This is a genomic window from Evansella cellulosilytica DSM 2522, from assembly GCF_000177235.2.
Classification (GTDB): Bacteria; Bacillota; Bacilli; order Bacillales; family Salisediminibacteriaceae; genus Evansella; species Evansella cellulosilytica.
Genome location: NC_014829.1, coordinates 958,966 through 979,944 on the forward strand (window position 1 = coordinate 958,966; position 20,979 = coordinate 979,944).

The 20,979-nt window shown below is 37.0% G+C and carries 24 protein-coding genes and 1 pseudogene; 20 read left to right on the forward strand and 5 right to left on the reverse strand.

The window, feature by feature from the left end; all coding sequences use genetic code 11:
* Window positions 1-107: 107 nt before the first annotated feature.
* From sufU to spoVAD, 6 genes and pseudogenes are all read left to right on the forward strand, one after another.
* Entirely contained in the window at window positions 108-557 is a 450-nt protein-coding gene (gene sufU, locus BCELL_RS04280) for a Fe-S cluster assembly sulfur transfer protein SufU (protein ID WP_013487454.1), read from the forward strand.
* Window positions 558-641: 84 nt separating this feature from the next.
* Window positions 642-1,636: pseudogene (locus BCELL_RS04285) on the forward strand (CobW family GTP-binding protein).
* A 16-nt stretch (window positions 1,637-1,652) separates the two neighbouring features.
* Window positions 1,653-2,054 carry a (2Fe-2S) ferredoxin domain-containing protein gene (locus BCELL_RS04290; protein WP_013487455.1) on the forward strand — a complete coding sequence of 134 codons (402 nt, stop codon included), beginning with the start codon at window positions 1,653-1,655 and terminating at the stop codon, window positions 2,052-2,054.
* 138 nt (window positions 2,055-2,192) lie between these two features.
* Entirely contained in the window at window positions 2,193-2,747 is a 555-nt protein-coding gene (locus BCELL_RS04295; protein WP_013487456.1) for a GNAT family N-acetyltransferase, read from the forward strand.
* 128 nt (window positions 2,748-2,875) lie between these two features.
* Window positions 2,876-3,349 (forward strand): stage V sporulation protein AC, encoded by a 474-nt coding sequence (gene spoVAC, locus BCELL_RS04300; RefSeq protein ID WP_013487457.1) that lies wholly within the window; start codon window positions 2,876-2,878, stop codon window positions 3,347-3,349.
* Window positions 3,350-4,351, forward strand: a complete 1,002-nt coding sequence (gene spoVAD, locus BCELL_RS04305; protein ID WP_013487458.1) for a stage V sporulation protein AD — start codon at window positions 3,350-3,352, stop codon at window positions 4,349-4,351.
* Between the two features lie 93 nt (window positions 4,352-4,444).
* Here the strand turns inward: spoVAD and BCELL_RS04310 are convergent, their stop codons facing one another.
* Window positions 4,445-4,993, reverse strand: coding sequence for a hypothetical protein (locus BCELL_RS04310; protein WP_013487459.1), 549 nt, complete (start codon window positions 4,991-4,993; stop codon window positions 4,445-4,447).
* Between the two features lie 270 nt (window positions 4,994-5,263).
* Between BCELL_RS04310 and treP the strand changes: the two genes are divergently transcribed.
* A complete protein-coding gene (gene treP / locus BCELL_RS04315) occupies window positions 5,264-6,700 on the forward strand; it encodes a PTS system trehalose-specific EIIBC component (protein WP_013487460.1) in 1,437 nt (478 codons plus the stop codon).
* Between the two features lie 153 nt (window positions 6,701-6,853).
* Complete coding sequence (locus BCELL_RS04320; protein ID WP_013487461.1) at window positions 6,854-7,648, forward strand: Fpg/Nei family DNA glycosylase; 795 nt, start codon at window positions 6,854-6,856, stop codon at window positions 7,646-7,648.
* An 86-nt stretch (window positions 7,649-7,734) separates the two neighbouring features.
* Here the strand turns inward: BCELL_RS04320 and BCELL_RS04325 are convergent, their stop codons facing one another.
* On the reverse strand, window positions 7,735-8,229 hold the full coding sequence (locus BCELL_RS04325) for a hypothetical protein (RefSeq protein ID WP_013487462.1): 495 nt from the start codon (window positions 8,227-8,229) through the stop codon (window positions 7,735-7,737).
* 286 nt (window positions 8,230-8,515) lie between these two features.
* Here BCELL_RS04325 and BCELL_RS04330 point away from each other — a divergent pair, with 286 nt between their 5' ends.
* The 7 genes from BCELL_RS04330 (at window position 8,516) to BCELL_RS04360 (ending at window position 14,813) form a co-directional block, all read left to right on the forward strand.
* Window positions 8,516-9,040, forward strand: coding sequence for a sigma-70 family RNA polymerase sigma factor (locus BCELL_RS04330; RefSeq protein ID WP_013487463.1), 525 nt, complete (start codon window positions 8,516-8,518; stop codon window positions 9,038-9,040).
* On the forward strand, window positions 9,033-9,992 hold the full coding sequence (locus BCELL_RS04335) for an LCP family glycopolymer transferase (protein WP_013487464.1): 960 nt from the start codon (window positions 9,033-9,035) through the stop codon (window positions 9,990-9,992). Before BCELL_RS04330 ends, BCELL_RS04335 begins: the two co-directional genes overlap by 8 nt.
* Window positions 9,993-10,130: 138 nt before the next feature.
* Window positions 10,131-10,331, forward strand: a complete 201-nt coding sequence (locus tag BCELL_RS04340) for an alpha/beta-type small acid-soluble spore protein (RefSeq protein WP_013487465.1) — start codon at window positions 10,131-10,133, stop codon at window positions 10,329-10,331.
* A gap of 236 nt (window positions 10,332-10,567) precedes the next feature.
* A complete protein-coding gene (locus BCELL_RS04345) occupies window positions 10,568-12,403 on the forward strand; it encodes a PAS domain-containing sensor histidine kinase (RefSeq protein ID WP_013487466.1) in 1,836 nt (611 codons plus the stop codon).
* A gap of 347 nt (window positions 12,404-12,750) precedes the next feature.
* Window positions 12,751-13,947, forward strand: a complete 1,197-nt coding sequence (locus tag BCELL_RS04350; RefSeq protein WP_013487467.1) for a YncE family protein — start codon at window positions 12,751-12,753, stop codon at window positions 13,945-13,947.
* A gap of 155 nt (window positions 13,948-14,102) precedes the next feature.
* Window positions 14,103-14,585 (forward strand): glutathione peroxidase, encoded by a 483-nt coding sequence (locus tag BCELL_RS04355; protein ID WP_013487468.1) that lies wholly within the window; start codon window positions 14,103-14,105, stop codon window positions 14,583-14,585.
* Between the two features lie 6 nt (window positions 14,586-14,591).
* Entirely contained in the window at window positions 14,592-14,813 is a 222-nt protein-coding gene (locus tag BCELL_RS04360; RefSeq protein WP_013487469.1) for a YdbC family protein, read from the forward strand.
* 153 nt (window positions 14,814-14,966) lie between these two features.
* Here BCELL_RS04360 and BCELL_RS04365 read toward each other — a convergent pair whose 3' ends face one another.
* On the reverse strand, window positions 14,967-15,812 hold the full coding sequence (locus BCELL_RS04365; RefSeq protein ID WP_013487470.1) for a 1,4-dihydroxy-6-naphtoate synthase: 846 nt from the start codon (window positions 15,810-15,812) through the stop codon (window positions 14,967-14,969).
* Window positions 15,813-16,469 carry a futalosine hydrolase gene (locus BCELL_RS04370; protein WP_013487471.1) on the reverse strand — a complete coding sequence of 219 codons (657 nt, stop codon included), beginning with the start codon at window positions 16,467-16,469 and terminating at the stop codon, window positions 15,813-15,815.
* Between the two features lie 115 nt (window positions 16,470-16,584).
* On the opposite strand from BCELL_RS04370, the gene BCELL_RS22865 reads away from it, so the two are divergent.
* Window positions 16,585-17,139 (forward strand): hypothetical protein, encoded by a 555-nt coding sequence (locus BCELL_RS22865; RefSeq protein WP_013487472.1) that lies wholly within the window; start codon window positions 16,585-16,587, stop codon window positions 17,137-17,139.
* A gap of 185 nt (window positions 17,140-17,324) precedes the next feature.
* On the opposite strand, the gene BCELL_RS04380 is transcribed toward BCELL_RS22865, so the two are convergent.
* The gene (locus tag BCELL_RS04380) at window positions 17,325-17,939 is read right to left on the reverse strand and encodes a cysteine hydrolase family protein (RefSeq protein ID WP_013487473.1); all 615 of its coding nucleotides are present in this window, start codon (window positions 17,937-17,939) and stop codon (window positions 17,325-17,327) included.
* A gap of 320 nt (window positions 17,940-18,259) precedes the next feature.
* Between BCELL_RS04380 and BCELL_RS22450 the strand changes: the two genes are divergently transcribed.
* The 4 genes from BCELL_RS22450 to BCELL_RS04395 all read left to right on the forward strand — a co-directional run bounded on the left by BCELL_RS22450 (window position 18,260) and on the right by BCELL_RS04395 (window position 20,831).
* Window positions 18,260-18,433, forward strand: a complete 174-nt coding sequence (locus BCELL_RS22450; RefSeq protein ID WP_157184173.1) for a hypothetical protein — start codon at window positions 18,260-18,262, stop codon at window positions 18,431-18,433.
* Window positions 18,434-18,721: 288 nt separating this feature from the next.
* Window positions 18,722-19,294, forward strand: coding sequence for an RNA polymerase sigma factor (locus tag BCELL_RS04385; protein ID WP_013487474.1), 573 nt, complete (start codon window positions 18,722-18,724; stop codon window positions 19,292-19,294).
* A complete protein-coding gene (locus BCELL_RS04390; protein ID WP_013487475.1) occupies window positions 19,291-19,716 on the forward strand; it encodes an anti-sigma factor in 426 nt (141 codons plus the stop codon). The genes BCELL_RS04385 and BCELL_RS04390 overlap by 4 nt, the downstream gene beginning before the upstream one ends.
* Before the next feature lie 14 nt (window positions 19,717-19,730).
* Window positions 19,731-20,831, forward strand: a complete 1,101-nt coding sequence (locus BCELL_RS04395) for a hypothetical protein (protein ID WP_013487476.1) — start codon at window positions 19,731-19,733, stop codon at window positions 20,829-20,831.
* Window positions 20,832-20,979 lie beyond the last annotated feature (148 nt).

Genomic DNA, 20,979 nt, shown 5'->3' on the forward strand with positions numbered 1-20,979 from the left:
AATTTCTTTGATTTAATATAAAACGATTTGACCGAATTGTATTAATCGATTAAAATATATTACAAATCGTAATCATTACGATTTAAAAAAGGGGAAGGAGGAGTGTAATGCTTAATGATTTATATCGGAAGATAGTCATGGAGCATGCTAAATATAGAAGAAATTATAACCGGTTAGAGGGAGAAAATGTAAGAAAAGTTCATTATAAAAATCCTACATGTGGAGATGTCATTACATTATACATCCAAATAAAATCAGAAAAAATTGAAGATGTTAGCTTTGAAGGGGAAGGATGCAGTATTAGTATGGCTTCCTCATCAATGATGACGGAGCTCATAAAGAATAATCATGTAAGCAATGTTTCACTTATGAGACAGGAGTTTGAACAGCTAATACGGAAAGGAAAAACGGCCAATGAGGAAATTGATCTTGGTGATGCTATGTCACTACAGGGGGTTCACAAATTAAGAGCACGCCATAATTGTGCTTTAATGGCCTGGCAGGCGTTGGACAAATTATTGTCTGATGTAAGTGGATATCGAGGTATAGAGAGGTAGGAGGAACTTCAAGCACGTAGCGTAAATTTTTTAGTTTTTAAATCGTAATTGTTACGTTTTAATAGGGGATATGGAGGAAGTAACATGGATAAAAATAGTCGAATTCCAGTTACAGTACTAACAGGTTTTTTAGGGGCTGGAAAAACAACGTTATTAAACGATCTATTAAGTGTTAATCACGGAAAAAAGATTGCAGTGATAGTGAATGAATTTGGTGAAGTCGGTATTGATAATCAACTAATAGTTGGGCCGATGAAGAAGTTATCGAAATGAATAACGGATGTATATGTTGTAATGTCCGTGGGGACTTGATTCGGATCCTACATGAATTAAAGAAAAAGAGAGAAATAGCTAGTAATAAGGACGGTTTAGTATTTGATCGTGTCGTTATTGAAACAACCGGCCTTGCTAACCCAGGACCGGTTGCTCAAACGTTTTTTGTAGATCCTACTATTTCAGAGTATTATCAATTAGATTCCATAGTTACCGTTGTGGATTCTTATCATGCTCCTGAGCAACTAAACAGATCTCATGAAGCACAAGAACAAATCGCTTTTGCTGATGTATTACTCCTTAATAAAGTTGATTTAGTAAGTAAGCAAGAATTATCCACATTAGAATACCGATTAAAAAGAATGAACCCTTCTGCTAGAATCGAATATCGTGAAAACAGTCAAATAGATTTAGATAATATCTTTAATATATACTCTTTTGATTTAGATAAAAAGCTTGAAATTGCGCCACATTTTTTAGAAGAACATCACCATCATCATCACGATGACCGAGTAAAAGCGATCGTTTTAAGAACTGAAAAGCCATTAAACCTTAGGAAAGTAGAAATGTGGATGGATACAACGATTAAAATACTTGGGCCTACTATGTTTCGTTATAAAGGAATTTTTAATATCGAAAATGTAGAAAAGAAAGTTGTTTTTCAAGGTGTTCATATGCTATTTGCAGGACATGCAGATAAGCCTTGGCAGCAAAACGAAAAGAGAGTGAGTGAAATGGTGGTTATAGGTAAAAGTTTAGATGAAAAGTGGTTCCAGGAACAGTTTGAAAGCTGTACAACAGCGTGATAAAGGAGGCATTTTAATGGCAACTTGGGACTTAAGAGATACCGAGCATCACTTATTAATCTGCAATGGAGGAAGCTGTATGAAGGCTGGAGCAGAGGAATTAGTTCAAGCCGTCAGAAATGAAATTGGTAAAATGGATGTGCATAAGAGGGTACATACGTCTAGAACATTGTGTAATGGAAGATGTCATGATAAATGTGTGCTCATTTCTTATCCAGATGGATATTGGTACAAGGGAATGACAAGTGCGGATGCTTCAAATTTGATCGAGTCCTTACTTACCGGAAAAGTAATGACAGAGAAATTAAGCTTATTATATAGCGATAATGGATTTCAACCTACAACAGGGACTATCATAGGTATCGAGAAACAGAAGGGAACTGTCGAAAAGGTCTCAAAGACTGACTTCAAAGGTTAATTTACCTTTTAAGTCAGTCTTTTTTTTAAGAAAAGTCAAATCGGACAATAGAAATATAATGCAAATTTTATGTCATTTCTTAGTTAAAAAAACGCAACTCATATATAATAAACTTAATTTATTGAGGAGGGGAATAGGATGGAACATCAAGAAAATGAGATTGCGATAACGACAGAAAGACTTATTTTAAGGATGTTTCAATTGTCCGATGCACATACTGTTACAGAGCTTTGCAATAATATTCATATTTATGAAAACACGTTATACCTTCCGTATCCATATTCGTTGGATGACGCGCTTTCTTGGATTAAGACACATCATGGCAATTTTAAAGACGACAAGTTATTTGAATTTGCCATTATGAATAAGAAAACGAAGGAATTAGTAGGAGCTATCGCATTATCTAACAATCAAAATTTTCATCAAGGTGAATTGGCCTATTGGATCGGTGAAAAATATTGGGGAAATGGATATGCTACAGAGGCTTGTGATGCATTATTAAAATTCGCTTTTTTAGAGAAAGGCTATCATAAAGTTTGGGCTCGTTACTTTCTTTCAAATAATGCTTCTGGAAGAGTGATTGAAAAGCTAGGACTGGAAAAAGAAGGCATCTTAAAAGATCATGTCAAAAAAGACGATAGATATGAAGATCTCGTTTATTGTGGCATGATTCATTCACAGTATAGAAAATGAAATACATAACGTTAGCTGATGATAATAGCTTCTCCAAGAATAATTAAACCTCGCATAAAATTGTTGTTTTGGATAAATCTATAGGAAGGAATATAAGCAAATTTTATGAAGGAAAAGGAGTCGCCAACATGTCCAAGAAAAACAAAAAAACTCCTGAACAACAAAAATATCAGCAGTTTGAAAAGCAACGTGAAGTGAAACGACCAGTAGGAAAAAATATCGTGAAGGCCTTCTTTGTCGGCGGATTTATTTGCCTTATTGGTCAATTTATCCAAGTTTTTTACTACACATTTTTTGCATTTACAGAGGAAACAGCAGGAGACCCTACAGTTGCAACATTAATATTTATATCCGTACTCCTTACCGGCTTTGGGGTATATGATAAGCTTGGTCAATTTGCTGGTGCAGGTACTGCAGTACCTGTAACTGGATTTGCGAACTCAGTAGCTTCAGCAGCAATAGAGCACCGAACAGAGGGGTATGTACTCGGTGTCGGTGGAAACATGTTTAAGCTAGCTGGTTCCGTCATTGTTTTCGGTACAGTAGCGGCTTTCGTTATTGCGCTCATTCGTACTATTTTAACGCAATGGGGAGGACTATAAATGCTACAAGGGAAACGCACATGGTTATTTGAAAACAAACCTGCAATTATATCTACTGGTACAACAGGGGGCCCCTTTGAAGCAAAAGGAAATATCCCAGATGACTTTGATATTTTGTATGACGACATGTGGATCGGAGAAGATTCTTACGAAAAAGCGGAGCGAGTCATGTTCGAGGACGCATGCTCTACAGCGATTGAAAAGGCAGGGTTAACAAAGGAAGACATTCAATTTATGTTTGCTGGTGATTTAGTAAATCAGTTAACACCAACGAGCTTTGCTGCGCGGACATTGGCAGCGCCATATTTCGGTTTGTTTGGAGCTTGTTCTACATCAATGGAAGGACTTGCATTAGGAGCATACATCGTCAATTCTGGAGGCTCAAAATATATTTTAACGGGAGCATCTAGTCACAATTCTGCAACGGAAAAACAATTCCGCTATCCAACTGAATACGGTGCTCAGAAGCCTCCGACAGCACAATGGACAGCAACAGCTTCAGGTGCTGCTGTTGTTTCCGACCAAGGTATGGGACCAAAGGTTACGTCTGCAACGATAGGCAAGGTCATCGATATGGGGTTAAGCGATCCATATAACATGGGAGGGGCAATGGCACCTGCTGCCGTTGATACGATTGAAGCCCATTTTAAAGAGCGTAATATAGATCCTTCCTATTACGATTTAATCATTACAGGTGATCTTGGGAAAATTGGACAGCATGTTGCATATGATTTGTTGCAAGATCACGGACTTCATATCACGAAGGAGCAATTTGTAGATTGTGGTCTCCAGATTTATAAAAGCGATCAACCAGTTCAGGCCGGGGCGAGTGGTGCGGGCTGTTCAGCTGCAGTAGCTTACGGACATTTTATAAACAAAATGAAGCAAGGTGATTTCAGTAAAATGCTTGTCGTAGCAACGGGAGCACTTTTATCGCCTTTATCTTACCAACAAAAAGAATCAATTCCTTGTATTGCACACGCTGTATCTATAGAGATGTAAGCTAGAAATACTAACCCCGTAGTCACAGACTATAAGAAAAACACTAGTCGAGACTACGGGCGCATTGCTTAAAGGGGTGACAATAGGGAGTAATTAACTTATCGAGTCAACTTCTAATTTTTCTAAAAAATCTATTATCTCTTGTATATTGTTTGTTTCAAATACGATGCCATTTATATCCTCCAAGAGAAACGTATCGTTTGTTTCGTGTTGAATAGCAACAGTCGCAATAACCGCATCATAAATTGCATAGAGTAGCTTTAACTCAAGCTCGTAATTATTTTCATCCGCATATAACAAATGAACAACATATTCATCGTCATTTTCAAAGTTAACATGTGAGAAGTAGTCGACATTACTTAAATAATTTTCTTCATAATCTTTCATAATTTCCTCTATGTTTAACGAAAAAGAAAGCGCATTTTCTGTTATATATAATGCTGCTAGGGCACGACTTAGTTGCTGTTCTATTTCGTGATTGCGATTATTAAGTTCAAGCACGGTCTCCTCTAAAGCGTATATCTTTTCATACAAATCCTCTTCATCAGCAAGCTCATCACTATATGTATCATTAAAGAAAAACAAAGTGCCAAAAACGAGTAAACCAATGATCAAGAGCCCCATAAAATGTTTTTTTTCCATCGAACCATCCTCCAATTGTTGTTATTTTAACACAAGAACAAAACCATAATAACGCCTAAATGAAAAGTCGAATGAAAAGGCTATTACGCGATTTTTTTTAATCACAAAAATATAAAAAAATGATTGACACAACATGTATATACAAGATACAATGAAAGCGCAAACAAAGAAACTTGTATATACAAGGTGAGTGAGGGTGAGACGTTTTCGAATCCCTTATGCATCGATGTAGAATACTAAACGAAATACATCATCTAAGGGGGAAAAAGGATGAGTAAGTATACTGAATCAGCAAAAGAGTTGCTGGAGCTCGTTGGCGGAAGTGAGAACATATCAGTCGTAACACATTGTGCTACAAGAATGCGCTTTGTTTTAGTTGATACGAAAGCCGCAGATGAAAAAAGGATTGAGCAGCTAGACATAGTGAAAGGAACATTTACTCAAGCAGGACAATTCCAAGTTATCGTTGGAAACGAAGTAGCAACTTTTTATAATGAGTTTGTTAAAATTGCTGGAGTAGGAGATTCATCTAAAGATGAGGCAAAACAAGCAGCAAAGCAAAATATGAATATTCTACAACGTCTTGTAGGACACTTAGCAGACATTTTTACGCCATTAATTCCTGCATTAGTTGTCGGTGGTCTTATATTAGGTTTTAGAAATGTTATTGGTGAGATCGAAATGTTTAACGGTGGGACACAAACCCTCGTTCAAATTTCACAATTTTGGGCTGGAGTGAATGATTTTCTATGGTTGATCGGGGAAGCGATATTTCACTTCTTGCCTGTCGGTATAACATGGGCAATAGCTAGAAAAATGGGAACAACACAAATACTCGGTATTGTTCTAGGTATAACCCTTGTATCACCACAGCTTTTAAACGCTTACGGTGTGGCCAGTGCAGATCAAATACCAGTATGGGATTTTGGTTTTGCTCAAGTTGAGATGATTGGATATCAAGCACAAGTGATTCCAGCAATCTTAGCCGGATTTGTTCTTTCCTTTTTAGAGCTTCGTCTTAGAAAAATCATACCAAGTGTAATTTCAATGATATTTGTACCGTTCTTTGCCTTAGTACCAGCTGTCCTTGTAGCGCATGTCATTTTAGGACCGATTGGTTGGACTATAGGTTCTGCGATTTCTGACGTTGTTTACACTGGATTAACATCTGCTTTTGGTTGGCTATTTGCAGCAATTTTCGGATTTGCTTATGCACCACTCGTCATCACTGGATTGCATCATATGACAAATGCAATTGATTTACAATTAATGAGTGAGTTTGGTGGTACGAACTTATGGCCAATGATTGCTTTATCTAATATTGCACAAGGTTCTGCCGTACTTGCGATGATATACTTAAATCGAAAAGATAAAAAAGAGCAGCAAGTATCTGTACCAGCATCCATTTCATGTTACCTAGGAGTAACAGAACCAGCGATGTTCGGTATTAACTTGAAATATGGTTTCCCGTTCTTAGCTGCAATGATCGGTTCTATGTGTGCCGCAGTCATATCGGTTGGAAGTAACGTTATGGCAAACTCCATCGGTGTAGGAGGTATTCCTGGAATACTTTCGATCCAAGTACAATACATGCTCATTTTTGCAATAGCGATGGCGGTCGCAATTGCTGTTCCATTCATATTAACAGTTATCTTCTCGAAAACAAAAATGGGTGTCAACGCATACAAACGTCTAGGGAAACTTTAATACACTCTATTAAGAGTACTCAAGTAATTTCTTGAGTGCTCTTTTCTTTGTTTGAATTACAGGATGTCCGTTTGAAAGCTGACTTAGGGCATAATGTTTTGAAGTTTAATAGCAGATACTAAAAGGCAATAAAGGAATTTGGAGGTGGTCTTCATGCCAGAGTTGCCAGAAATGGAAAACTATCGGCTGTTATTAAACGAGCGTATTGCTGGACAGAAAGTAACAGGAGTTGAGGTGACACGCGAAAAAACGATAAATGTACCGGTTCAATCATTCTTAAAAGAAGTGAACGGTACAATCATTGAACATATAGATCGAAGAGCAAAGCACCTTATTTTTAAATTAAGCAATGGAAAACGACTAGTTTTACATTTAATGCTAGGTGGCGTTCTCTTTCTCGGGAATGGAGAAAATGATCCAGACAGAACAAGACAAGTGACATTGACAATCGGAAAAATAGAATTGTTTTTTATCGGGTTACGTTTAGGGTATTTGCACCTAGTCACTCAAGAAGAAATGGAAGAACAATTCAAAGATCTTGGTCCCGAGCCATTACAGATTACTATAGATGCTTTTAATGAGCTGATAAAAAAGAGAAAAGGTATGCTAAAAACAACCTTAGTTAATCAAAAGTTTATATCAGGCATAGGAAACCTTTATTCTGATGAGATTTGCTATGAAGCAAGACTATTACCTGAAAGAAAGATGAATGAACTCTCCACTCAAGAAGTGTTAGACCTCTTTCAATCTATACAACATGTTTTACGAAGAGGAATATCGCAGGGTGGGTATATGGATCCTTTATTCAATGGTGATGCCCAAACAGGAAACTATCATGCATTTGTATATGATAGAGAAGGAGAAGCGTGTAGTAGGTGCCAAACGCATATTGTGAGAGAAGAAATTTCATCGAGAAAATGCTTTTATTGTCCAAACTGTCAAAAATAGATCTTTTGAATGATGTGGGCAGCGCCATCTGCCAGTGAGCAAGAAAAAAGTATTGTGAAGGTAAGATGGCGCGTGCAATATGCAACTTAGTAACTCTCTTTTACTTTCTCTTCCAAATCTTTAATTAATTTACTAATATGTTCCGAGCCGTACTCAAATATCTTATTCTGTATATGACGCGGAAACATTTCTTTAATATCGTCAGTAAAATAGCTCCCATCACGAGGTAACGAATGACTCACTATTTTAGTTGACTGACTCTCCTTTCGTACACTCAACACGATTGGTACGGACATTCCACTACCTTCCTCGATGACTTCTCCTTTTTGATAATATTCTTGTATTAATGCCCATAGATAAATTTCCTCTACATCATTTTCTGTTTCTAATATTTCATATTCAGCAAAAACAGCACCACCAAAGTTTGGGGTCATTATTTCTTCAGTAAGATATTTTTCAATTACCTTCGCGTCATCTGCAGAAATAACAATATTTGATACGGATTCTTCTGTCGTCTCCTCACAACCAAACAGTAAAGCTAATGATAGTAACCCAATAAAGAATACAATTTTATAGTACACGGTCTTCCTCCTCATGTATAAATGCTTTCAGGGCTAGTAAGGCACAATTTTGCTTCTATTAAAATGCTTGCTAACTTGAACTATTCTACATTTCCTCACAAACCTTTATTTTCCTCTAAAAAAATATTATTAGAAACTCCAATAGACTATTTGCAACGCGACTTGGACGCGACAGCCCCAAAAAAATTAAGGGTATTTTTAGAAAAAATACAATGATTCAATCGTTGTGAAACTATTTTTTGTACGGAATCGTCAAAGTGGTGTGTAAATGAGGGGAGGCGCATTCGTGAACAAGGAAGAGAGAGATCAATTTCTAGAGGAAGTCATGGTTGCTCATGGCAGTGAGCTAGTGAGACTGGCTTTTACATATGTAAAAAATATAGAGGCAGCTAAAGATCTTGTTCAAAACACTTTTATCAAGTGCTACGAGAGGATCGATCATTTTCGGTACGAAGCTCAAATAAAAACGTGGCTTTATCGCATTACCATCAATGAATGCAAAGACTATTTAAAAAGCTGGAGCTATAGGACAGAGAAGGCAGTTGATTTTCTTCAAACAACAGTGAAAGCAATACGTCCATCTGTAGAGGAGGAGTGGTTAGTAAAATCTGATCGCCAGCAGATGAAGCGAATTGTCCTTTCTTTACCAACGAACTATCGAGAAGTGATTTATTTGTATTACTACCAATCACTAAAAATAGAGGAAATTGCCACTGTTTGTTCTTTAAATGAAAATACAGTTAAAACACGATTAAGAAGGGCTAAGCAAAAGCTAAAAGAGAAACTAGAGGAGGTACATGTACATGGATGAAAAGGAGTTGAAGCAATTGCTTATAGAAGAAGATAAAGAACTCCAATTCACAGAGAATGATCGACAGAAAGTTTTCCAGAGGATTAAAAATAAAGATAAAAATACTACCGGCTTCGTTAATAAAAAGCGTATATGGCCTGTATTTGCAACTTGCCTTGCGCTCTTCATTTTTGGTGGTTTAGTCTTATCCTCATTTTTATCGCAGAAAGAATCATTACCGATTGCATCTCATGAAGAAACGAAGAAGAATGATGCATTTTCAGTACTCCTTTTAGGGCAAGATAGTCAATCCCATCGAACGGAAGTACACCTTTTTCTTACTTATCATGCTGATAAAAATACGGTGAAAATGATCACGATTCCGAGAGATACGTATATCATGCATCAACATTCAGGTAAAGAAAGTGCAGAAAAGCTTGGGAACGTAAGTGCATTTAACGAAAATATTCAAAGAACGAAAGATCAAATAGAAGAGTTAATCCAAGTTCCAATTGATTACTATGTTTTATTTGATATAAATCAATTACCAAAAATGTTAGATAACTTAGGTGGATTTACGATAGCTTTTGAAGAGTCTGTTACTATAAACGGTGCTAGTGGTTCGATTGAAGTGAAGGAAGGGGAGAATTATTTTACGGGAGAAGAATTAATTCGTTTATTTTTTGAGTTGAGAAAACATCCAGAAATTTCATTTGAGCTAGAAGAATTTATTAGTCAGTACTTAAAAAATAACGCAGAAAACATGAGTGAAATCGATTTGACTGAAATAATTATTGAAACGAATGTTACTTCCTTTCAATCTGTTGAAGCTGATTCCATACGTCACGTGGAAGACTTAAACATAAGTGAGGATGGAACTGTTGAAATTGTCGATGGAATATATTATTACAAGTTAGATGAGAACAAAATTAAAGAAATATCCGAGAAATTTATAAAACATTTGAATGAGTAAAAAGGCGCCATGAAAACGATTGAGATCAGTAACAAACATATTGGTTAATCTTTCCTGCATACTTTTTTTCATATGACTCACAATATGACTACACTGATTTCATAAATCAGAATCCAATTACAAAGGAGAAATGTTGACATGGCACAATCAAACAATTCTAATCAATTGCTAGTACCAGGAGTTCAACAAGCATTGGATCAAATGAAGTATGAAATTGCACAAGAATTTGGAGTAGAGCTAGGAGCAGATGCAACTGCTAGAGCTAACGGTTCTGTAGGAGGAGAAATCACTAAGCGCCTTGTTCAAATGGCTGAACAACAAATGGGCGGAACTCGATAATAAAAAATTTGGTTAAACCGCTTCTTCCATTTTGGGAGAAGCGGTTTTATTTACTAGTACCTTTATCACATGACAAATTTATGGATGATACAAAATCAAGAGGAAAATACGACAATTTTTGTTACTTTTTTATCAAAATTTTTTTGTTTGAGCCTACATATTAACATTTTTACTAAACGTATAGCATAATAGAAAAAAACGGGTGAAAGTAAATAATTATGTAGGGGAGTATAAACATGACTACAAATTCTAATTTAAGTCGTGATTCCATCTTTTTATCAACATTTATCCATACGCCAGTGGCAATGATGCTTGTTTCTTTAGATGGAACGGTATTAAAAACGAATCGTTCTTGTCAAGAAACATTCGGCTATACGGAGGAACAATTAGAGAAGTTAAAATTGGATGAAATACTACATCCAGAAGACATAGAACAGAATACTCCGTTATTGGAAAGGCTCATCACGAATGATCGCCCATTAAAATTCAATGGACGAGTGATTTACGGAGATGGCATTCTTAAACAAATGGTTTTCTATACTTCTTTAGCAAAAAGTGAATTAGGTGAACCGCTATACTATATATATCAAATACTGGAAAATACGAATGAATCATTTCAATCTGAACTAAATGAAAGTAAAGAAAGATACAAGTCTCTTTTTAAATATAATCCAGATATGATTTATTCGATGGACCTAGATGGTTATTATACTTCTGTGAACCCGGCCTTTGAGCAAGTATTAGGATATTCTAAGTGCGAGCTTTTAAATGGAAAATTAAACTATCAACATTTAACACCGAAGGAAAAACTAAAAGAAACAATTCGTCACTTCAACGCAGCTGTAGAAGGAGAAATTCAGCACTATGAAATGCCAGCAGTTTCAAAAGACGGCGAAGTCATTATGTTTGATATAACAAATATCCCTATTGTCGTTGATGGAAAAATTGTTGGTGTATATGGTATCGCAAAAGATATAACGGCTAGGAAAAAATCTGAGCAGGAACTAATTATTACAAAAAAACAGCTAGAGTCCTTCATCGAAAATAACGTCGATCCGATTTTTATATATGATTTAGATGATAAGCTAATAAAAGTAAATAAAGCATTTGAGAAAACATACGGCTGGAAAAAGGAAGAAGTATTAGGTCTGTCCTACAAAGACATGCCTGTCCTGCCTACAAACATGTATTCAAACATGCAAAAGGATCTCAAATTGTTTAAAATGACGTTTAAAAGCCTAGAAACACAAAGGGTAAAAAAAGATGGATCACTCATTCACGTCGATATTTCTGGTTTTCCAATTCATGATGAAGAAGGACATATTGCAGCATGGGCATTTATACATAGAGATTTAACAGAAACAAAAATGGCTGAGGAAATGATGATTAATTCGGAAAAGCTATCGATTGCTGGACAGCTAGCCGCAGGTATTGCACATGAAATTCGGAACCCTCTCACAGCAATTAAAGGCTTCCTTCAGCTGCTTCGACCTGACTTTGTTACGAAAGAAAAATATATGAACATTATCTCGACAGAAATTGAGAGAATTGAGATGATTATTAGTGAATTACTCATTTTATCAAAGCCACAAGAAATACATTATTCAAAAACAAACATTGTATCTATTATCGAGGAAGTAAAAATGCTTCTTGAAACACAAGCAATCTTAAAAGGTGTAGAAATAAATACTGAATTTTATTGTGAAAATACTTATATTTATTGTGAAAAAAATCAGTTGAAGCAAGTGTGTATCAATTTTATAAAAAATGCAATTGAAGCGATGCCAAATGGGGGGAACTTGTACATAAATGTAACTGAAAATCGTGAGGAAAATGGGATATTTATTCATTTTAAAGACGAAGGAAAAGGAATCCCAAAAGAAAAAATAAGTAAAATAGGCCATCCATTTTATACAACTAAATCTGATGGTACAGGTTTAGGTTTTATGGTAAGTAAACGAATAGTAGAGCACCATGAAGGGTATGTAGAAATCGACAGTGAGTTAAATGTCGGGACAACGATAACCGTTTTCCTACCAATGGAACAACTGTCATTTAAAGAAAAAGAATGATAACCAATGACTTAAGGAATAAATTCCTTAAGTTTTTTTGAGGAATAAGGAATGACATGTGGCATCATTTCTTCACAGCATCTAGGAAAAAACTAAGAAAGTATAAATTAGCAGTGAAAATTTTATCGCTGTGCGTACTAGCGAGAAGAGCACTCACTAGTACTTTAAGAACTACGGCGAAATTCCACTGCTTCTAAGAAAGACTAAAACCGAGTTTGGAGATCGGTTTTAGTCTTTCTTATGGAAATTTTTATTGTAACATTAACACTGTGGTGATATACTTTAATACTATAAAAACATAAAACATATAAGACTACTATGTTTTATATGATTAAGGGGGAGAAAAATTGCGTAAAATTTTATTTAGCTTATTTTTATTTATCACCATCTTTTCTCTAGTCGCATGTGGATCAGAGGATACTTCACAGGAAGAAGTAGAGGATGAAAATGTGTCTACGGATCAAGAAGAAGACACAGATACAAGTGATGAAACTGAAGAAGATGCAGCATTAGAAGAAGAAACTGAAGTGCAGTATGAAGTGTGGATCGCTGACCAAGGATTAAACGAAATACACATTATCGATGGTGCAACACAAGAAATTAATGAAACAATTGATTTTGCTGATGTTGGAGATAAACCACATATGTTAGTTTTTGACGAAGAAGGTGAATATGCGTACGTCGCTAACATGGGCTCAGGAACTGTTTCTGTTATACGTGCTGAGGATCGTGAAGTTTTAACGACACTTGAAACAGATGAGGGTGCACACGCAGCAATTCCAAGTCCTGATGGAGAAAGGGTACTTGTAGCCAATACTCCAGGTCAATCTATGACTGAAATTTTAATTGATAAAGACAACGAAGAATTTACTGTAGGAAGACATATTGATTTAACTGAAGTAGAGGCTTTACAAGACGAAGAGGAATTTCCAAACCAACGTCCGATTTGTTTACAATACACAGCTGATGGCAGTAAAGCTTATGTTACACTTGGCGGTGGTGGATTATTTGTTTTAGATGTAGCTTCTTTTGAAGTCATTGCACAGTTTGGTAAATCACAAGTAGGTGCACATGGTTGTGGTACAATTCTTTCACCGGACGGAAGTCATATGTTTGCAAACTCAGGTTCAACAGAATTAGCTGAATATTACGTTATTGATGTTGAAACAGATGAAATAATTTATACAGGTGAAACGGGAGGGATCGATGCTCACGGTGTCGCATTTACTCCAGATGGTGAGCATTTATGGATGGTTAACAGAGTCACAGATGATGGTGCGATTATTGATCCAGTTTCTTTTGAGGTAGTTGATCATATTGAATTTGTCGGTGAGGCACCAGACTTACTAGTTTTCTCACCAGACGGTAAATATGCTTATATTTCTTTAAGAGGACCAGAGCCTGCAACAGGAACGCATGACATGGCAGGAGATACACCTGGTGTAGCAGTTATTGATGTAGAAACGAAAACGAAAGTGAAGCTCATTGAGATGGATTTGAGTGGAGATCCACATGGTATTGACATGAGAATCGTAAATCAGTAAAAATAACAAAACAGAGAGCGCTCTTTGGAGAACATGTCCATAGAGCGCTCTGTTTTTAGTTTTAACATGAAAGGTCACTCGGGCTGTCATCAAAATTGACAAGCGATAACCATTCTGTGAAAATTTATTTAATAATAACAAAGAGGGGGAAGATGATGTCTGTTTATGAATTTTCAGCTATACGTATGGACGGTGGAGAGCAGTCGCTTGCAGCATATGAAGGTAAAGTACTGATCATTGTAAACACTGCAACGAAATGTGGATTTACGCCTCAATTGAAGGAGCTCCAATCACTTCAAGAAAAATATGACGGCAAATTAATTGTATTAGGCTTTCCATGTAATCAGTTTATGAACCAAGAGCCAGGCACGAATGAAGAAGTCGCAGAAGCTTGCCAACTTAATTACGGTGTAACGTTTCCACTCTTTCAAAAGATAAATGTTAATGGAAAACAAGCACATCCTTTATTCCAATATTTAAAATCAGAGGCGAAGGGCCTTATGAGCAAGGATATTAAATGGAACTTTACGAAATTTTTAATTGATCAAAATGGTGAAGTGATTAACCGTTATGCACCATCAACAACACCAGCAAAAATGGAAGAAGATATCAAAAAGCTATTACAAGAGGAGGCGTGAGGGGAAATGTCAAATATCAAATTTGATATAATCGAAAGCTACGGTCCACTTTCTGAAAGTGCAAAAGGTTGGAAAAAGGAATTAAGTCTGATTAGCTGGAATGGGAGAGATCCAAAATATGATATAAGAGATTGGGATCCAGACCATGAAAAAATGGGTAAAGGCATCACATTATCTAAAGAGGAATTAGTAGCGCTCAAGGAGCTTTTAAATAAAATAGACCTGTAAAAATGGGTAGGTGACAAAATCTCTACATCGCTTTAAGAGGTTGAGTCAAAAGGTAGAATTTTTAACTTTTGACTCAACCTCTACTAGCTTATGAGACCACCACTTTTTTAGATACCCTCATCTATTTTACATATCCAATGGAATTTTTTCGCCTCAGTAATTCATGCACTCACGAAGTTTTTCCATATTTACACGAGGCACTAAGCCTTCTTCGGCGGCCCGTCCGAGTAACGCTTCAATCGCGTGATAGCCTTCATTACCTAAGTTTTGTGTAAAGGAATTAACGTAAAGCTCAATATGCTGCTTAGCAACGTCGGAGGACATTTCTTGAGCATGGTCCATCACATACGTTTCTGACGCAGTAGGTTTTTCCCAAGCCATTTCAACAGATTGTCGGATCCAATGAGAGAGTGATTTAAGATCAAGGGAGCGACGGGCAATGATTGCACCTAATGGAATAGGAAGACCAGTATCCTCTTCCCACCAGCTTCCTAAGTCAGCGACAAGGGATAAATTGTATTGTTGATAAGTAAAACGGGCTTCATGAATCACAAGCCCAGCGTCAATTTTTCCATCACGAACTGCCGGCATAATTTCGTGAAAGGGCATTACAACAATTTCTCCAATGCCACCTTCAACCTTTTGTGCAGCCCATAGACGGAATAATAAGTAGGCAGTTGACCGATCACTCGGAACTGCTACCCGTTTGCCAGCTAACGATGCCGGTGAATGATTTTCTTTCGTTAAAACGAGTGGGCCACAGCCTCTTCCTAAAGCGCCTCCGCATGGTAGAAGTGCATATTTATCTAACACCCACGGCAGTGCAGCAAATGAAATTTTTAAAATATCTGGACTATTTTCTTCGTCGATTGCTAAACGATTTGTAACATCGATATCTGCAAACGTAACATCGAATGCAGGAGCACCCTTAACTAGCCCGTGCGTTAATGCATGAAAGACGAAAGTGTCGTTAGGGCATGGCGAGAAATAAATGTTCAATTAAAAGACCTCCTGTATCATCTCACTTGATTTTTCTAGTATAGCGAAAGCTTCTTTTATTTTCCAAGCTTCTCGATCGCGTGGACCAATTGGATTAGAAATTGCTCTTATTTCCATGCATGGAAGCCCGAACTGTTCAGCAGCAATCGCTACACCGAATCCCTCCATTGCTTCTGCAACTGCGTGAGGATATCTTTGCTGCAGCACATCTGCAGTTTGTTTCGTACCAGTGACAGTAGAGAGGGTTAAGATTGATCCTATTCGAACTGACGCTTCTAGCTTCTCTAGGGCAAGCAACATATTTTTCATTAGCTGTTCATCGACGGTCACTTTTGAAGTGCCAAAACCTAATTGCTCGACAGGTAAAAACCCTTCTGAGGACTCAGCGCCTAAATCAGCATGTATTATTTGGTCAGCTATAACGACCGAACCAACCGGTGCTTTATTCACAAATCCTCCAGCTATCCCCATACTAATCACTAAATCATAATGACCTTTAGACAATGCAATAGCTGTATTAGCGGCAGCCTCAGCAGGTCCAACGCCAGCAACGGTTACTGTAATGGAAGTATTCTCCTTTAGTCCGCGTAAAACAGCTTGTCTCTCCGCATCAACTGCGGTCATGACGAGAATGTTTTTATTTTTTAAGTGCAACATGTCATTCTATCTCCTTTATGTAGTTCCATATATAAAAGGTATCGTGTAATGAGCCTTCTGTAAAGTATACTAAACGAAAGAGATGTTTATTGTAGACAAAGGTGGTGAAAGTGTTATGAACGTGAAAGTATGCCCAAATTGTTTTTCTAAAGATGTTGCTAATATTATTTACGGCTATCCGAGTCATGAACTACTTGAAGAAGCGAATGAAGGAAAGGTGAAATTAGGAGGGTGCATCATCTCGGTGGATGATCCTGAGTATGCGTGTAATGCTTGTGATCATTCGTGGACGAAGGAGGACGTCATTCAATTAAACTATCAAAATATTGAACGATTGATTGCTACAGTAGGAGGCCATTTTGGCGAAAACTATGAAATTGATATTAACCTTAAAAGTGGGCAAGTACAGTGGAGAGGTGAACTTGAAAATGTGGAGGAGCGGTGGGATAAAAAGAAGCGAGATCACTTTAGGTATCAACTTAGGATGACAAATATATTAAGTTGGAAAAAGCAATACGAGAAGGAAGCAATAAGAGATGGCACTAGCTGGTCACTTGTCATAACAGTAAATAATAGAAAAAGAAGAAAATGGGGTACTCACGCTTTTCCAGACGAATGGGAGATGTTTTGCTCTATAGTAAGCGAGTTTATAGGGAAACCGTTTCATTAAGAGGTTGACTCATAGGAAGAATTTTTACCTTTTGAGTCAACCTCTAAGCAATGTGCGGAGCCTTCGCAATCCCTTAAAGACCACTATAAATGGTTTTTTTATAGTGGTCGCGCGGTGAGTGGAGCCATTGCCAGAAAGCTGAATAGCTTTTCGGACAGCCTCAGGCATGAACATCTAGGTAAAGATTATTTTAACGAAGGAGCTTTCAGTTTTTCTAGTAGATCATCGCGCGTCGTAATAGTAGCTAGTAAACTTAAAGTTTCTAGTGATGCTTTATGAGCCTCTAAAGTAGCGGCACTACAGCAATCCTCGACAACAATAACGTTATAGCCTTTATCTGAGGCAATCCGAGCGGTAGTTTCCACAACAATATTTGTTGCAACCCCAAAGAGAATAACTGTATCTGAACCACTATCCTTCAAGATTTGAGACAAATTTGTTCCTTCGAAAGGGCCTACACGCTGATGCTCAATCACATATTCTCCTTCATATGGTGCGACTTCATCAAAAAATGCAGCACCCTCTCCCTTTTTTAATGCCTCCATTTGTTTCACCATTGCTAACAATGGGCCGTTTACATGTAAATCAGAATAGTCGTCGTTGAAGCATACAGCTGCATGGATGACAGGCATGCCAATAAGCCGCGCTTCGTTAATGACTTGTTCGCAATTTTTTATAACGTTTCTTTCTTCTGCCTGCGATGAAAAAAAGTTAGCGAATTTCCCAGCCTTTGATACGATATCATGTTGAAGATGCAGAGATAGTAGGACGGATCGTGATGTTTCTAATGTAAAACTCATCGAATTCCCCCATTCTCATTATTTCCGTTCACACTTCGTTGTCGATGAAGCAATTGAAGTAAATCAGCTTAACATCAACACCTCCAAACAAGCAGAATTTTTTACATCAACGTTCATCTATTCGTGGTCAATTCGAATTTTAATGAGTGAACAGATAAAAGTCAATATATTCTGAAAATTAGTTAAAATTGTCTATTTAGTGAACAGTTGGAAATGTAACGATAGATAGATTGTTTTAGTCAGATTATAGTGTAATACTTAAAAGAGATGTCACATCAATGTTTATGCTCCTAAAAATAATGGAAATAGGAGGAATAGCAATGAAGTGCAAAAAATGTAGTGGAAATGGCGTGTTCGAATGTGCGGACTGTTCTGGTGAAGGATTTGTACTCGGTAATCAAAAATGTAAATCGTGTTCGGATGGGGACGTTGTTTGTTCTACGTGCCATGGAACAGGCAAAGTATCAATGATGCAGTATTTTAAATCGAGTTAATATGTAAATAAATAGATATCAGAGGCTTGGAAATAAGGGCCGAACCCATTTAGCTACTTCTTTTGCGAAGTGGCTTTTGTTTTTGAGTGGCTTAACTGTATGAAGAGTAGATGGAGGCGGGTCATCTGCCCTTCAGAAAATAAAAGAGCAAGTCAAGGTGAAATAACATCCCCCCTCACCTCCTCCGCCTCAAAATGTAATCTCAATCCCCTCCACTAAAAAATTCTCAAATATATTTTCATAGAAAGTGTAGTCAATTGAAATTTTATTACGTCTATTAAAACGAGTGTGAAGGCTGGAAGGGAGGGGAGAGAAATTAAGGATGAAATAATAATTAAACAAGTGGTACGGGGAAATGACCACGCCTTTCGGTTGTTAATAGAAAAGTACCGCAATTATATTTACCAATCTGTTTATTCAGTGCTTAGAAATGAGAAAGACGCAGAAGACGCTGCACAAGAAGTATTTATAAAAATTTACTCTTCTCTCCCGAACTATCAAGGAAAAGGGTTGAAAACATGGATGACGCGAATAGCTGTACATCATGCAATTGATATAAAAAGAAAGCAAAAACGTAGGCGAGAGGAAGTCACGGAGGATATAGGCGAATACATAAATACAAATTCTACTAATAGCGTTGAGAGCCTCATGTTGCGTAAAGAGAATCGTAAGCTGCTTTACGAAAGAATGAATGAGCTTCCTGAAAATTATCGATCCGTGATTTATGGCTACTACATAGAGGAGAAAACCTTTCAACAAATGGCTGAGGAGCAATCATTAAAAGAAAAAACGATTCGAGTGAAGCTTCATCGAGCAAGGAAATGGATGAGAGACAGGTGGAAGGAGGAAGATTTTATATGACCCATATTCATAAAGACGAGTATACCGACTATATAAATGAGGCAATTTCAGAAGAGAGACGTGAAAGTGTTGAATCACATTTATTAGCGTGTGATATGTGTATCACTATTTATGAGAAAGCTTTAGAAGACAATGCTACTAGATTACCAGAACTCCATGATAGCTCTACGTTTACAGATGATATTATGGCTAAAATTAGTACATCAAAAGTAGAACAAAACGAGCGGAAAATAAGGTTTTATGAAACTACCTTCTTACACTATACGATCGCTTTGGCGTTGACGGTCATATTGATGTCATCTGGTGTCTTTCAAACGATCACTAATTATGTAGATGACATTCAAAACACAACCTTCCGAGATGAAGGTCCCTCTGTTACTGAGCAGCTAGTAAAAAAAATATTCGCTAATGAAGAACAATAAGGAGGCGATTTACATTGACACATAAACGAAAACACCCTTTTATCGCGTTTTTGCTTTCCTTCTTTCCTGGAGGGGGTCACTTTTATTACGGAAACATGTTTACCGGTATTTTTTACTTTTTTATGACGGTTGTATCGGCAATGATTGCGTTGTTTTTTTTCATATTCGCATATGTACCGGTCCTCATCCTCATATTAGGGATTGCGAGTTTATTTTTCTATATGACAAGTTTCGTCCATATTTTGATTGTTCCAGCACCAATCGTGAAGCAACAGGAGAATAGCGACGAAGCAGTTGAAAAAAGTAACGGGAAATCGGAACGTTTTTTTACAATCATTCTGTCTTTTATCCCAGGGGTTGGTCATTTTCAGCTCGGATTAATGAACAGAGGCTTTATTTTTCTTACGTCGTTTATTGGTACGGGAATTATGATATTCCTCATTGCGATTTTTATAAGACAAGACGTCTTTCTAATCTTTATGGCGTTTTTACCTGTCGTATGGGTGTATAGCTTTTTTGACGCAGTTCAGCATCTCAACAAGAAGCAGCGTGGTGAAAAACTTGAGGATCGTTCCATACTTGATGATATTGAGGAAAAACATAAGGATGGTAGAAAAAATAAGTCGTTAGCTTCTATTCTAGCAATTTTCCCTGGGGCAGGACATTTGTACTTAGGATATCAAAAAAGAGGCGTTCAGCTAATGGCTGCTTTTCTCTTATCCTTGTATATTTTAGACGTTCTAAGATTAGGTATATTTATGTTTTTAATCCCGATCATTTGGTTTTATAGCTTTTTTGATGGGATTCAAAAAGCGAGCCAATATTCGCCTGATATTCCAATCGAAGATAAGCCATTCATTACTTACGTCTACAATCAACGACGCTGGATAGGGGTTGCATGTATCGTACTAGGTGCTTTCTTTTTACTAGATCGCGTATTCGTTCCTACGATTGGAAGAACAGTATCGACCTTTATCGGCTATGATATTGGCTGGCTGTATGATGAATACTTTCAAGTAATTGTAGTTAGCGTATTGCTGATTGGTGGTGGTATAAAGTTTTTAACTGGAAGTAAGAAAAAAGCGAAATTAGCTTTAGAAAAAAACGATATGTAAGCTAACAAATAAAAGAGCAGGAGAGGTTGTCTCAAAGCAATGAGCATAGTCGTTGCAATTACTATGAGTGGTTTTCTCATAGTTGTACCGCGACGATCAGAGCCGTCCATTAAGTATAGTTGCTCTGTACCTTTTCAGTGTTCTCAGT